At 51.3% G+C, this 13,160-nt stretch carries 9 protein-coding genes; 4 read left to right on the top strand and 5 right to left on the bottom strand.

What is annotated here, in order from left to right:
• Positions 1–1,177 precede the first annotated feature (1,177 nt).
• A complete protein-coding gene (locus ACKI3C_RS02325; RefSeq protein ID WP_407401648.1) occupies positions 1,178–2,833 on the bottom strand; it encodes a nucleoside kinase in 1,656 nt (551 codons plus the stop codon).
• 132 nt (positions 2,834–2,965) lie between these two features.
• Between ACKI3C_RS02325 and ACKI3C_RS02330 the strand changes: the two genes are divergently transcribed.
• The 3 genes from ACKI3C_RS02330 (at position 2,966) to ACKI3C_RS02340 (ending at position 5,352) form a co-directional block, all read left to right on the top strand.
• The gene (locus ACKI3C_RS02330) at positions 2,966–4,408 is read left to right on the top strand and encodes an alpha-amylase family glycosyl hydrolase (RefSeq protein ID WP_407401650.1); all 1,443 of its coding nucleotides are present in this window, start codon (positions 2,966–2,968) and stop codon (positions 4,406–4,408) included.
• A gap of 317 nt (positions 4,409–4,725) precedes the next feature.
• Positions 4,726–5,061, top strand: a complete 336-nt coding sequence (locus ACKI3C_RS02335; RefSeq protein WP_321625826.1) for an NINE protein — start codon at positions 4,726–4,728, stop codon at positions 5,059–5,061.
• Between the two features lie 81 nt (positions 5,062–5,142).
• Positions 5,143–5,352 carry a hypothetical protein gene (locus tag ACKI3C_RS02340; protein WP_407401652.1) on the top strand — a complete coding sequence of 70 codons (210 nt, stop codon included), beginning with the start codon at positions 5,143–5,145 and terminating at the stop codon, positions 5,350–5,352.
• A 106-nt stretch (positions 5,353–5,458) separates the two neighbouring features.
• Here the strand turns inward: ACKI3C_RS02340 and ACKI3C_RS02345 are convergent, their stop codons facing one another.
• The gene (locus ACKI3C_RS02345; protein WP_407401654.1) at positions 5,459–6,865 is read right to left on the bottom strand and encodes a DUF5309 family protein; all 1,407 of its coding nucleotides are present in this window, start codon (positions 6,863–6,865) and stop codon (positions 5,459–5,461) included.
• A gap of 77 nt (positions 6,866–6,942) precedes the next feature.
• Positions 6,943–7,332 (bottom strand): hypothetical protein, encoded by a 390-nt coding sequence (locus tag ACKI3C_RS02350; RefSeq protein ID WP_407401656.1) that lies wholly within the window; start codon positions 7,330–7,332, stop codon positions 6,943–6,945.
• Between the two features lie 307 nt (positions 7,333–7,639).
• On the opposite strand from ACKI3C_RS02350, the gene ACKI3C_RS02355 reads away from it, so the two are divergent.
• Positions 7,640–10,468 carry a M16 family metallopeptidase gene (locus ACKI3C_RS02355; protein ID WP_407401658.1) on the top strand — a complete coding sequence of 943 codons (2,829 nt, stop codon included), beginning with the start codon at positions 7,640–7,642 and terminating at the stop codon, positions 10,466–10,468.
• A 164-nt stretch (positions 10,469–10,632) separates the two neighbouring features.
• Here the strand turns inward: ACKI3C_RS02355 and ACKI3C_RS02360 are convergent, their stop codons facing one another.
• Together ACKI3C_RS02360 and recA are read right to left on the bottom strand one after the other, a co-directional pair.
• Positions 10,633–11,898 carry an ATP-binding protein gene (locus ACKI3C_RS02360; protein ID WP_407401660.1) on the bottom strand — a complete coding sequence of 422 codons (1,266 nt, stop codon included), beginning with the start codon at positions 11,896–11,898 and terminating at the stop codon, positions 10,633–10,635.
• Positions 11,899–12,103: 205 nt separating this feature from the next.
• Positions 12,104–13,138, bottom strand: coding sequence for a recombinase RecA (gene recA / locus ACKI3C_RS02365; protein ID WP_407401691.1), 1,035 nt, complete (start codon positions 13,136–13,138; stop codon positions 12,104–12,106).
• Positions 13,139–13,160 lie beyond the last annotated feature (22 nt).

Below are 13,160 nucleotides of genomic sequence, written 5' to 3' on the forward strand. Positions count from 1 at the left end.
TACCATCCCAGCAGCATGAAATACGGTAGCCAGTTTTCGCCAGTCCCCGCACGGATTTCACAGATTGCAAGGATTATTTTGTTCTGTGGATTTTCGTATTAGCTGATTTTTTGATCATCGTATTTTATGATTAGCGGCTAATTGACGACGTAGTCGTCACATTGCATCGTAACCGATGGCCGCAGGCCGTCGGCAAAGGAACACACCCCAACTGACCTCGAAGGGGGCGCACTTACGTAGGAAATATTCGACAGACTTGACGCTTTACGGTTCTTTATCCCGTACCAAAAGGCACGGGTAATTATTATCTACTTTTTTACAGCCATTTCGGCGTACCCACGGCACGCCTGCATGGCTGCCTACAATATCACATCCCCATAGGGATGTTTCACCGACTCTCCCTATTTATTTCTTGCCACACCAACCAGAAAAATCCGCTGATCCCATATCGTCCGCCATCCCATCCCGCCATTAAGTTTCCTCCATTATCTCCTGTCTCCGCGCGGATTACACAGATCTCACAGATTTCTCGTCAAAGCCAGAATGCAATTTGATATTGTTTCCCCCGCGCGGATTACACAGATCGCACAGATTTTTTATTATTGGCATTAGCGGATTTTTCTGGTTGGTGTCACGTTGTGGCCATCCCAGCGGGATGGAATACGGTAGCCAGCCATGAAGGACTGCATTTGCAGGACGATATGGCTGGGATAAAGGTATCACAAGCAAACCATGCCTTTAGGTATGGGATAAAAAGATGATAAAAATAATATCACATGCTTTGGTAGCAATTTGTTTGCTGCTTCCTTATCCCGTACCAAAAGGCACGGGTAATTATTAATCACATTTTACAGCCATTTCGGCGTACCCACGGCACGCCTGCATAGCTGCCTACTATATCACATCCCTTTTGGGATGTTGTTTGCCGTGACCTTGCCTATTTTGTTTGTCACGACCTTGCTAATTGGGAATACACGCTGTTTATTGATATGTTCTCGGATCAGTGGCTAATTGACGACGGTGTCGTCACATTGCATCGTAACCGATGGCCGCAGGCCGTCGGAATTGCGCATGGTAGTTGACTGGATGTGCGGATATGGCTGCTGCTTTGGGATAGATATAACAAGCGGTGGCTCGTTTTTTTCGAACCACCGCGTTTTATTTGCTTGGGGGGGAATTATCCCAGGTATTCGCGCAAGAGGCTTGTGCGTGGCACTTCTCGGCCGTCGATGGGGTAGAATCCCTTGAGGAAGGTGAGAAGGCGGTGGGCCTCGCTATGTTCTGCCACATTGGGCGGCACTTGTTCGAGGATGGGTAGCGCGTAGTTTTTCATCACTGCTAGTTCGCAGATGATGCTTGAGTTGAATATGGCATCGGCGTTCTCTTGGAAGGGGAATATCCATTTTTCTTCACCCTTGCGCACGCTGGGCCATCGCTCGATGGTTTCCTGTGCGCTGAATCCGCGGCTCTTGTGGTCGCGCATGATGCGGCGCAGCAAGCGGCAATCGCTGGTTGAAATCCAGTTGTGGTCGTCGATGTTGAGTGTTGTGAGCACAGAGATATAGATGCGGAATTTCATTTCCTCGGGGATGAACTTGGTGAGTTCGGGATTGAGGCAATGCAAGCCTTCGAGCAGCACCACGTCATCGGGTTCGAGTCGCATTGTGTCGCCACGATACTCGCGGCAGCCGGTCTCGAAGTTGAATGTGGGCATCTTCACTTCTTTTCCTGCCAGCAGGTCGGCCATGTCATGGTTGAAGAGCTCGAGATCCACAGCCTTGATGTTCTCGAAATCCCATTCGCCATTCTCGTCGAGCGGTGTATCCACGCGGTTCACCACGTAGTTGTCGAGCGAGATCATCTTGGGTTTGAGGAATTTTGTCTTGAGGTGTGTGGCAAGTCGTCGTGTGGTTGTGGTTTTGCCGCTTGCCGACGGTCCTGCGATGAGCACCATGCGTGCTCCGCCTTTCTTGAAGCGGCGTGCAATCTCGCTGGCTATATTACTGAGCATCTGCGAGTGGAGTGTCTCGGCCACGTCGATGATCTGTGTGGCTTGCTTGTTGAGGATAGCGCAGTTGAGCTCGCTCATGTCGCTCACGTTGTTGATGGCGTTGAAAGTCTTGCCCTCGAGGAATGCGTTGTAGATTTTCTCGTGCTTGCCAGCCTTGGCGGGAACGGCCGGGTTGTCGGGGTCAGGGCCTAGCAGTAGCATGCCTTCCTTGTAGGGTATGAGGTCGAATGTCGATAGATGTCCTGTTGACGGAGCCAGAGGACCGTGGAAGGTGTCGATTATATCACCTAGTTCATAGTAAACGGTGTAGAGAGCGGTAGAATGCGCGAGGAAACGCACCTTGTCGTTCATGCCACGCTGGTCGAAGAGCTCGATGAGTTCCTTGGTGGGACGTTCTCTCCTGACGAAGGGGGTGTCCTCGGCGATGATTTCTTTCATGCGGGTCTTGATGGCCTTGACTGTGGTGCCTTCTACAGCCGTGTGGTTGTGCTTGAAGGTGCAGAAGTACCCCTTGCCTATGGAGTGCTGCACGATGAGTCGTTTGCCGGGGAACAGATCCACGGTGGCTTTGTAAAGCACCATGCACAGCGAGCGTATGTAGGCACGGCGGCCCGACGTGCTGTTGCGGTCCAGGAACTCTACTTGTTTAGGCCCGTAAAGGGGATAGGTGATGTGCTTGTCACGGTTGTTGACAAGCACGCTGATGGGTGAGAACCCGATGCGGTCTTTGATGCGTTCATACACATGCTGCAGTGTTTCACCGCCTTCCACATCCACATATTCGCCTGTATTAGTGCAAAATATTTTCAGATCGTTATCCATGATGTGATATATTTTTTAATAGACTATATTCTATTGTGGGTTAGCCAATGATTACAGGGTATAAAGGTACGCATAATTTTTGTAAATACAAGAAAAATACACTACTTTTGTAAAAAGAAATTTTTAGATGTTATGAAAAAGTACTTACTTACTCTTGCCGCTATGGCTGGCTTGATGGTGCCTGCGGGTGCCGTGGATCGCGTTACGCATGACCCTAACGCAGTGAATACCGAGACTATTTTGCACGTGTGGAGCTGGAATTTCCCCACTATCACCGCCCACATGCAGCAGATTGCCGACGCTGGCTACACGATGATACAGACCTCGCCTGTGCAGACTTGCTTCAACCCCCAGGGCACAAGCAAGCGCATCTTCGGCCAGCGCCCCGATGGCGTGTACGAGGGATGGTTCTTCTACTACCAGCCGCTCGACTGGAAGGTGGGCAACCACATCGTGGGCACGAAGGAAGAGATGCAGGTGATGCTCGACGAGGCCAAGAAACACGGCATACGTGTCATCGTGGACGTGCTGCCCAACCACACCTCGTTCAGCACCGACTCTGTTGCGCCTGAATATTACAAGGCTGTGGGCGGACGCAAGAAGATGTTCCACACCAAGGGACTCACCCCCGTCAAGAATTACAGCGACCGCTACCAGTGCACGTTGCAGGGCTGCGGCGGTCTGCCCGACGTGAACACAGAGAATCCTCGCATGCAGGCTTACTACATGAACTTTGTCAACGAGCTGCTGGCAATGGGTGTGCGCGGTTTCCGCTATGACACGGCTAAACATATAGGTGTGCACAGCGACCCCACCGACAAGGAAGCCGGCATCAAGGTTAACGACTTCTGGGACGTTGCCACCGGCCGCAAGGCTGCTCGTGGTGTCAAGTTGGCATTGCCCATGGACAGCCTCTTTGTCTATGGCGAGGTGCTGCAAGACCGCGGCGTGCCCGAGAAGGAATATGCCGACTACTTCGGCATGACAGCTTCGGGCTATGGATGGAACCTGTGCCAGGCGCTCGAGAAGCACAGCGCCAAGGGCATCGATCTGGTGTCTTGGCACCACGGCGTTGCTCCCGAGTATCTCACCACATGGGTTGAAAGCCATGACACTTACTGCAACGGCAACGAGACCGCAGGCATCAGCGACGAGATGATACGCTGCGGATGGGTGTTCCTCACTGCCCGCCAGAACGGCACCCCCTTGTTTTTCAACCGTCCTGCTGGTTCCACCCGCTCAAACTACTATGGCAACAATGTGCTGGGCGAGCGCGGCAACGACGAGTTCTTCCACCCCGAGGTGGTTGCGGTGAACAAGTTCCGTGCGGCCATGGCAGGCGAAAAGGAAGACTTGCAGTTCAGCGACAGCGGCGAACTCATGCTCGTGAACCGCGGCAACAAGGGCGCGGCAGTGGTCAACATCGCTACTACATCTCGTGCGCTCGACCTTGCCACCTCACTGCCCGCAGGCGAGTATTTCGACCAGGTATATGGCCAGCCCTTTATTGTGGAGAACGGCCGCCTCAAGGGAGTGTGCAAGGGTGCTACCACCTATATTCTCAAGGCAAAATGAAATCGTGCACAAAGTACACGACAAGTTAACATAAATTAACAACAATAATGTGCAAAGTTTATTAATATTTACTAAATTTGCACCACAATAAGACTAAAACTTAATTGTAAAAATGCTTTTGCTAATAAAATGATAGTAGCGGTCTTATTAGATACTGACAATTAACTGTGTGCGCTTGAGTTGTGCCGTCAATATGCTGGAGCAACACTGCCGAGGAATAGAGATGGGGGGTCTCGCACAACTTGGTGCATTAACAAATTACAAAACAAAATAAAAAAAAATGCCCGCCCCAGAGACCAAGCGGGAAACATTCTATTATGGAACAAAATACAGTTCAAAGCGTACTCGCTGCAGTAAGAGAAAACGTACCCGCTGAGGAAATCGCAAACCTGACTCAAGCTCTTGAGGCTGCTCCCGAGGAGAAGGCACAGCAGATTCTTGGTCTTTCACTGAAGAGCCCCATGGTGATGCTTCTCATTGCTTGGTTCTTGGGTGGTTTCGGTGTTGACCGTTTCATGCTCGGTAAGACTGGCCAGGGTGTTGGCAAGCTTCTCACTTGCGGTGGCTGCGGTATCTGGGCTATCATCAACCTCTTCACCGTTATGGGCGAGACTAAGAAGTTCAACCTGGAGAAGATTCAGGAGCTCCTCTAATTTAAGGAACTAACCATAAAGAATGGCTTGGAAACGGAAATCAGGTTTCCAGGCCTTCTTTGTTTAGAACGGCGCATGGCTATGAAAATAATCAAGTTAGTTGCTCTGGCAATTGTGATACTGACGGTGGGAGCATGTTCTTACCCTGAGAAGGCCGACATGGACGAGGCCTATTGCGACTCGGTGATGGACGAGGCTGTACTCGACTCCATATGTGTCGATGATGATGCCGATGGCGTTGTCGAGGGGGATGTGGATCCTGTGGACAACATCTTGCGCGGCGGCGAGTGAATAAGGATACCCCCGCCTTAAACAACAAGAGCGTGACTGCTAATGAGACAAGCAGTCACGCTCTTTCCTTGTTGTCACATCACTGGTTGTTGTTCTCTCGCAGGATTTACACCTTCATGATGCGCATGTGAGCCTGCGGGTATCGAAGCACGAGGCAGCTGGCCTCGGTGAGCACAAGCGCATCAGTGTTGCGCAGGCCGCTCGACTTCAGGTTGAGCGCCTCGGTGCTGAAGGGGATGTGGCTGTACTTCTGGATATACTCTGGGTCAATCACGAGCCCGTTGTCGGCCATTCCGCAATCGTCAAACACCTCGCTCAGGAGCAGATAGAGCGTGCCAAACTTGCTGCGCAGCTCGGTGAAATCGATGCCCCACTTGCTCACGCTCTCGCCCGAGCGCACCACGCGTGTCACATCGAGGTGGCTCAACGCCCCTATGAGCTTGCTTCCTCCCAGCAGCACCTTGCGCTTGCTGCCGTTGTTGCCGGTGAAGGCTTTGCGCATGAGTTCCACCACATCGTTCTCGCTCAGCACATCGCTGTCGTAGTGGAAGTCCTTGCCAGCCTGGTGCCAGATGCCGCCGGTGAACAGGATGTTCTCCTTCTTGTCGGGGTGCCACAGGCGTTGCTTCACCCCGAAGAGGAATGACTTCTCCATGCCCAGGCGCATGTCGTAGATGGCAGCTTCTTCCTGGTCGCTCATTGTCCAGTCGGTCTCTTTGTTGGCGAGCTTCTGCAGCGTGCTCTGTTCGACCTGCATCTTGAAGATCTGGCAGTAGTTGCTGTCCTTCTGCGGCATCGCCTCATATTGTGGCGACATCACGTCGAGTTCGCTTGCTGCACGACCCATGCGCACCAGCGTGGTGCCTGCTTCGAGGTTGGGCACGCATCCCATGAATGCGCCCACGCGCTTGCCGTTCACTGCCATCACCACGATGCCGTCGTCGGTGCGTTCGGTCACATACAGCACCAGCTCGTTCTTGCTTCGTGCCACGCCGTCGGGTTCATATCCATACACTCCTTGCACGAGGATGGTGTCGCTGGCGTCAAACATCTGGTCATCGTCGGTCGAGAGGAGCGCTTTGGGCGATCCTTTCGCCGTTGAAGTGCTCTCGCTGTAGTCATCGGCAAGCGTTGTGGCGGTGGGCTTGGTGTCCACGTTGTAGTAGTCCACCTGCATCGCGCCCGAGTGCTTGGCGCCGGCATAGCGTGAGATTTGGTCCACAGGAGTTGCCATAGGGCGGATTTTCACGATCTGTCGGTCAATCTCGTTGAGCAGCAGCGATGGCGATGTCTCGCGGGTGAGGTCGGTTGTGAGCGGGCCATCTACCACATGCTTGCCGCCAGCCACTCCGGGGATGATTGCCGCGGCGAGAAGGGTCTCGGCGGTGCACTGCGACATGAACATGGCCAGCAGCATGATGCTCATGACGATTGAAAACACAAGGACGGGGTGGCGTGTCACCGCCTCCGCTGCATGTCGCAAGATGCGACTAGTGCAATTTTCTTCTTTCATAGTTTTAATAGAATTAAGGGTTATTTGTAGCTATAAGTATAGTTACGGGTTATAAAAATGTTGAGTTGTGTAAAGTTTCAGTCCCACACGCTGCGACGCGTGTAGCGAGGGAATGTGCGTTGGGCTGCCTCGGTGTCCTCCTGGTGTTGCTCGGGGTGGATGCTAGCGTCGATGTTCTCGTTGCGGCCGCGCAAGTAGCCTTGTGCATCGGCATTCTTCACATCCTCGTCGTGGCGCAGCGCCAGGTCGAGCATCTGCACGGCCTCATCGGTGGGTGCCGCGACGTTGAGCGACTGGAGCACATCCAGAATGCGGGGGCGCGACTCAGGGGCGATGCCCATGCGCTGGCAGGCGTTTTCTAACTGTGTTTCCAGCGGTTCACTCTTTGGGGTAGCTTGCGCCATGCTTGGTTCCAAGACAACCGTAGTGTCGATTTCGGGTACAAAATTTTCGGTTTCGTTGTTCATGATGTTATCGTTTTATTGTTCACGCTGCAAAATTACTACACGTGGCCCCACAAAAACCATATTAACCGAGCAAGTGGATTAAGTTGTTGCTGTACAGATTATTGGTAATATCAAGACACCGTCTTGCATGGCGCAGATGTGCTATTTCCGCCCGTGATAAACATTTTTTAGCACTTAATTGTGTAACTTTTTATCCCCCTGTTGCGTCTATAAGAGCAGAAAATATTAATTTTGTCACTATATTAGCGAAATGTGTGTCGTTAACTGATGGTTGAATAAACAATATTATTTTATAAATTTATAAATTATGAAACTAAAACACTTACTGGTTGCTGCCCTGATGCTAGTTGCAGGCACAGCCATGGCACAGATGCCCCAGATGCCTCCCATCCCCGTGGACCCCGAGGTGCGCATGGGCAAGCTGGCCAACGGACTCACTTACTATGTGCGTCACAACGAGTATCCCGAACACCGTGTGAACTTCTACATCGCTCAGCGTGTAGGTTCTATTCAGGAGGAAGAGTCACAGCGTGGTCTCGCTCACTTCCTGGAGCACATGGCATTCAACGGCACCGTGAACTACCCCGGCAACGGCGTTATCGACTACACCCGCACACTGGGCGTGGAGTTTGGCCGTGACCTTAACGCTTACACTAGCGTTGACCAGACCGTTTACAACATCAACGACGTTCCCTCAACCCGCCAGAGCGCTCTCGACTCTTGCTTGCTCATCCTCAAGGACTGGAGCAACGGCCTGCTTCTCGAAGACGAGGAGATCGACAAGGAGCGTGGCGTGATTCACGAGGAGTGGCGCCTGCGCAGCAGCGCAAGCCAGCGCATCCTGGAACGCAACCTTGAGACCCTCTACCCCGGCTCAAAGTACGGCAAGCGCATGCCCATCGGCTTGATGAGCGTGATTGACAACTTCAAGTATAACGAGATTCGCGACTACTACCACAAGTGGTATCGTCCCGACAACCAGGCAATCATCGTGGTGGGCGACATCGACGTTGACGCTACCGAGGCTAAAATTAAGGAAATGTTTGGTTCTATCCCCGCAGCCGCAGCCGACGCTGCACAGGTGGTTGACGAGGTAGTGCCCGACAACGAGAAGGCTATCATCGTGGTTGACAAGGACAAGGAACAGCAGTACAGCATCGTTGAGGTTATGTTCAAGCACGAAGCAACAACCCGCGAGGAGAAGGCTTCGATGGCTTATATGATTGAGGACTATGTCCTCGACCTGGTGGGTGACATGCTCAACAAGCGTTTTGCCGAGAAGACTCTTGAAGCCGACTGCCCTTTCTTGCAGGCAAGCTGTGGCGACGGCAACTACCTCTTCTCTAAAACCAAAGGCGCGTTCACTGTTTACTTCCTTCCCAAGGAGGGCAAGTACAACGAGGCTATGAAGGCCGTGATGACCGAGATCAATCGTGCCGTTCAGCACGGTTTCACCGGTTCAGAGTTTGTACGTGCACGTGAAGAGTACATGAGCCGCCTCGAGAAGACTTATAACGAGCGCACCAAGATCTCTAACGAGCGCTACGGCCGCTCATTCGCTGCCAACTATCTTGAGGGCGAGCCCATCCCCTCAATCGAGCAGGAATACCAAATCATGCAGCAGATCACTCCCATGATTCCCGTCGAGGCACTCAACCAGCTGCTTCCCCAGCTCGTGAGCAAGGACGAGAAGAACCTCGTGGTCCTCAACCTCAACCAGGAGAAGGACGGCGCTGTATATCCCGAGGCAACTGCACTGCACACAGCCATCACCGATGCATTCAATGCTCCCGTTGAGGCTTATGTTGACAACGTGAAGGACGAGCCCCTTATCGCTAATCTGCCCAAGCCTGGCAAGATCGTTAAGGAGAAGGCCGGCGACAAGTTCGGATACACCGAGCTCACTTTGAGCAATGGCGCCAAGGTTGTCCTCAAAAAGACCGACTTCAAGGAGAACGAAATCATGATGCAGGCCGAGTCTAAAGGTGGCAAGTCTCTCTACGACAAGAAAGACTGGGCTAATCTCGAGATGTTTGACTACGCAATGATGGTGAGCGGCCTCGGCGAGTTTGACGCTACCGAGCTCGAGAAGGCTCTTGCCGGCAAGCAAGCCAACGCAAGTCTTTCTCTCTCTACCAGCTATGAGAGCGTGAGCGGTAAGTCAACCGTTAAGGACCTTGAGACCATGTTCCAGCTCGCTTACCTCCGTTTCACCGACATCCGCAAGGACGAGAAGTCTTACGGCAACCTCATGAGCCAGCTCGAGACTGTGCTCAAGAACAAGGACCTCCAGCCCGAGGCGGTGTTTGGCGACTCTGTCAACAACACCATCGAGAACCACTCATGGCGTGAGCTCCCCTTCAATGCCGAGAACCTCAAGGACGTGAACTACGACCGCATCATGCAGATTGCTAAAGAACGCACCGCTAACGCTGCCGACTTCACATTCTACTTCGTGGGTAACTTCGACGAGAAACTTATCCGTGAATACATCTGCCAGTATATCGCTTCGCTTCCTGGCAACCCCAAGAAACTTGAGAACTACAAGAATGTGATTGAGCGTCCCGCTAAGGACGTTGTGAACCAGTTCACTCGCAAGATGGAAACTCCCAAGGCCAACGCCCGCTTCTACTGGTACACCTACGACAAGACTCCCTTCAACCTTGAGAACAGCATCAAGGCCAAGATGGCTGCTCAGGTGCTCGACAAGATTTACTTGAAGAAGATTCGTGAGGATGCTGGTGCTGCTTACTCAGCAGGCGCACGTGGTGGCGCAAGCACATTCGGCGACATGAACTACACTTATATCCTGGGTAGCTGCCCCTTCAAGCCTGACATGAAAGACCTCGCGCTCGATATCATGCGTCAGGAAATCAACACTGTGGCTTCTACAGTCGATGAGGCAACGCTCAAGGACATCAAGGAAGTAATGATCAAGGACTTTGACACAAATGTAAAGGAGAACGGCTACTGGCTCCAGGTTCTCAACTTCTATGTGAGCAAAGGCACTGACATCAACAGCACCTACAAGGCACTCGTTGAGGCTCAGACTCCCGCTAGCATCAGCGCATTCGTCAAGAACGTGCTTCTGGCTAAGGGTACCCACGTAGAGGTAATCATGCTCCCCGAGGAGTAATCCTTGAGCAACGCAATAATAAGCCCTGCTACCATCACGGTGGCAGGGCTTTTTAGGTATGCTATAACAAGGAGGATTTCATAGATGACAAGATCCTTGGAAATCATAGATTGTTTTTTTTATTCGGAATTTACTGTAAATTTGCAGTAAATTCCGAATAGAGCCTATGAAAGAACTTTTTCATTACTTAAGAATTGGAACAGGCCCATAAAAACGAAACCATTGTCATCGGTGTATGTCATAATATCATCACCCACGATTATTACTTTTTGAAAAGAGTCGTCGATGCGTTTCAGTGATGCTAATTCTTGTTCGCGTTTTGATTCGTCGGGTAAAGCATAAGCACTCTGTATATAGTATTTTTCAATGCCATTAGTGGCAATGAAATCTACCTCATATTGCTTGTATTGCGATTTCCCATTTGTCATCTCGCGTTTTTCAATAACGCCCACGTCAACTTTATACCCTCGCATACATAGGTGATTAAACACTACGTTTTCCATGATGTGGGTGATTTCTTGTTGGCGATAGTTTAGACGGGCATTCCTAAGCCCGAGATCCACTGAATAGTATTTTTTGATAGACTCAAAGTATCGCTTTCCTTTTATGTTATAGCGTTTTGCCGCCTCAAACAAGTATGACTCTTGCAGATACCCTAAATATGTGTTGATTGTTTCTGAATCAACCTTGATGTGTTGCAGGGAGTTGATCGTGTTAGCGATTTTCGTTGGATTTGTAAGTGAACCGATTGAGGAACAGAGCATATCAACAAGGGACTCGAATGCTTGTCGGTTCTTCACGTTGTGGCGTTCCACCACATCGTCAATATAGGTTTTAGTCCATAACCGTTGCAAATAAGCCGTTTTCTCCTCGGCTTTTTTGTGACCCAGAAGTCCTGGCATACCACCAAAGGTGTAATACTCTTTCCACAACTCTTGCCTTGGTTCTGTACGGTTTTCGCAAAATTCACTGAACGATAACGGGTATAGCCTTACCTCGTCGCCACGTCCACGAAACAGGGTGTTTATGTCACTTGAAAGGAATTTGGAGTTTGAACCTGTCACATAGACATCCACATTGTCTTTCTTGTTTAGTCCGTTGACGATTTTTTCAAATCCTTCAACTTCCTGAATTTCATCGAGAAAAATGTAATAGTCCTCGCTCTCGCTTACAATACGTGAGCGCAAATAGGCTTTTAGTTCTTCGGGGTTAGTCAAGTCACCAGTGTCATCAATGTCATCGGTGTCAAAGGTGATTGAAATGATGTTGTCTTGTGCAACGCCGTTAGACACAAGCCAGTCAAAGTATATCTTGCTCAACAGCCATGACTTACCACACCTGCGCGAACCAGTGATGACTTTGATCTCACCATTGTTGCGGCGGTCAATAAGTTTTTGCAGATAATTGTATCGTTGTATGTATTGTTTCATATAGATATTTCTATTCGGAATTTACTGCAAATTTACACAAAATTCCGGATATACAAAGGTCGTATTTGAAAAAACACAGTGCTTTGCAGATTTTTTTATTCGAGATTTACTGTAAATTTGCAGTTAATTCCGAATAGGGCGGGGTGTAAAAAACGAGGCAGGTGCTTTGTTGTGCATCTACCTCGCGTATTGTTAGGTGATATAATTATCCCTTCAATGCTTCCATAATCTTTGCTTCGAGTTCTTCGGCGAGTTCGGGGTTGTCGGCAACCATCTGCTTGGCAGCGTCGCGTCCCTGGCCCAGCTTGGTGCCCTCATAGGAGTACCATGCGCCGCTCTTCTTCACGATGCCATACTGCACGCCCAGGTCGAGGATCTCGCCCACCTTGCTGATGCCCTGGCCAAAGAGGATTTCGAACTCGGTCTTGCGGAAGGGGGGAGCAACCTTGTTCTTCACCACTTTCACGCGTGTGAGAGCACCCAGCACTTGCTCGCCGTCCTTGATCTGGCCTATGCGGCGTATGTCGATGCGCACGCTAGAGTAGAACTTGAGAGCGTTGCCGCCGGTTGTGGTCTCGGGGTTGCCGAAGAGCACGCCCAGCTTGTCGCGCAACTGGTTGATGAAGATGCAGCAGGTGTTGGTCTTGCTGATGGTGGCAGTGAGCTTGCGCAGAGCCTGGCTCATGAGGCGAGCCTGCAAACCCATCTTGCTCTCGCCCATCTCGCCTTCGATTTCGGCCTTGGGGGTGAGGGCTGCGACAGAGTCGATGACGATCACGTCGATTGCCGATGAACGGATGAGCTGATCGGCGATTTCAAGTGCCTGCTCGCCGTTGTCGGGCTGCGAAATCCACAGGTTGTTCACGTCAACGCCCAGGCTCTCGGCATAGAAGCGGTCGAACGCGTGCTCTGCGTCGATGATGGCTGCGATGCCGCCGCGTTTCTGTGCCTCGGCAATAGCATGGATGGCGAGGGTGGTCTTACCTGATGACTCGGGACCGTAGATCTCGATGATGCGGCCGCGGGGATATCCGCCCACGCCCAGGGCCCAGTCAAGGCCTATCGAACCTGTGGGGATCACGTCGATATTCTCGATGTGGTCGTCACCCATCTTCATGATTGAACCCTTGCCATAGGTCTTGTCGATCTTGTCCATCGCTACCTGGAGGGCTTTTAACTTCTCGGGCGACACAGCTGCACGCTGCGGCTGCTTGGGCTGTTCCATAGCCTCGTTTCTCATTTCGTTATCTTCCATTTTATGT

It is taken from the genome of Sodaliphilus sp. (assembly GCF_045598405.1).
In the GTDB taxonomy this organism is placed as follows: Bacteria; Bacteroidota; Bacteroidia; order Bacteroidales; family Muribaculaceae; genus Sodaliphilus; species Sodaliphilus limicaballi.

What these genes read in the sequence shown, in the direction of transcription:
- ACKI3C_RS02325 (WP_407401648.1), bottom strand. Translation starts at nt 2,833, where the DNA reads ATGGATAACGATCTGAAAATATTTTGCACTAATACAGGCGAATATGTG.
- ACKI3C_RS02330 (WP_407401650.1), top strand. Translation starts at nt 2,966, where the DNA reads ATGAAAAAGTACTTACTTACTCTTGCCGCTATGGCTGGCTTGATGGTG.
- ACKI3C_RS02335 (WP_321625826.1), top strand. Translation starts at nt 4,726, where the DNA reads ATGGAACAAAATACAGTTCAAAGCGTACTCGCTGCAGTAAGAGAAAAC.
- ACKI3C_RS02340 (WP_407401652.1), top strand. Translation starts at nt 5,143, where the DNA reads ATGAAAATAATCAAGTTAGTTGCTCTGGCAATTGTGATACTGACGGTG.
- ACKI3C_RS02345 (WP_407401654.1), bottom strand. Translation starts at nt 6,865, where the DNA reads ATGAAAGAAGAAAATTGCACTAGTCGCATCTTGCGACATGCAGCGGAG.
- ACKI3C_RS02350 (WP_407401656.1), bottom strand. Translation starts at nt 7,332, where the DNA reads ATGAACAACGAAACCGAAAATTTTGTACCCGAAATCGACACTACGGTT.
- ACKI3C_RS02355 (WP_407401658.1), top strand. Translation starts at nt 7,640, where the DNA reads ATGAAACTAAAACACTTACTGGTTGCTGCCCTGATGCTAGTTGCAGGC.
- ACKI3C_RS02360 (WP_407401660.1), bottom strand. Translation starts at nt 11,898, where the DNA reads ATGAAACAATACATACAACGATACAATTATCTGCAAAAACTTATTGAC.
- recA (WP_407401691.1), bottom strand. Translation starts at nt 13,138, where the DNA reads ATGAGAAACGAGGCTATGGAACAGCCCAAGCAGCCGCAGCGTGCAGCT.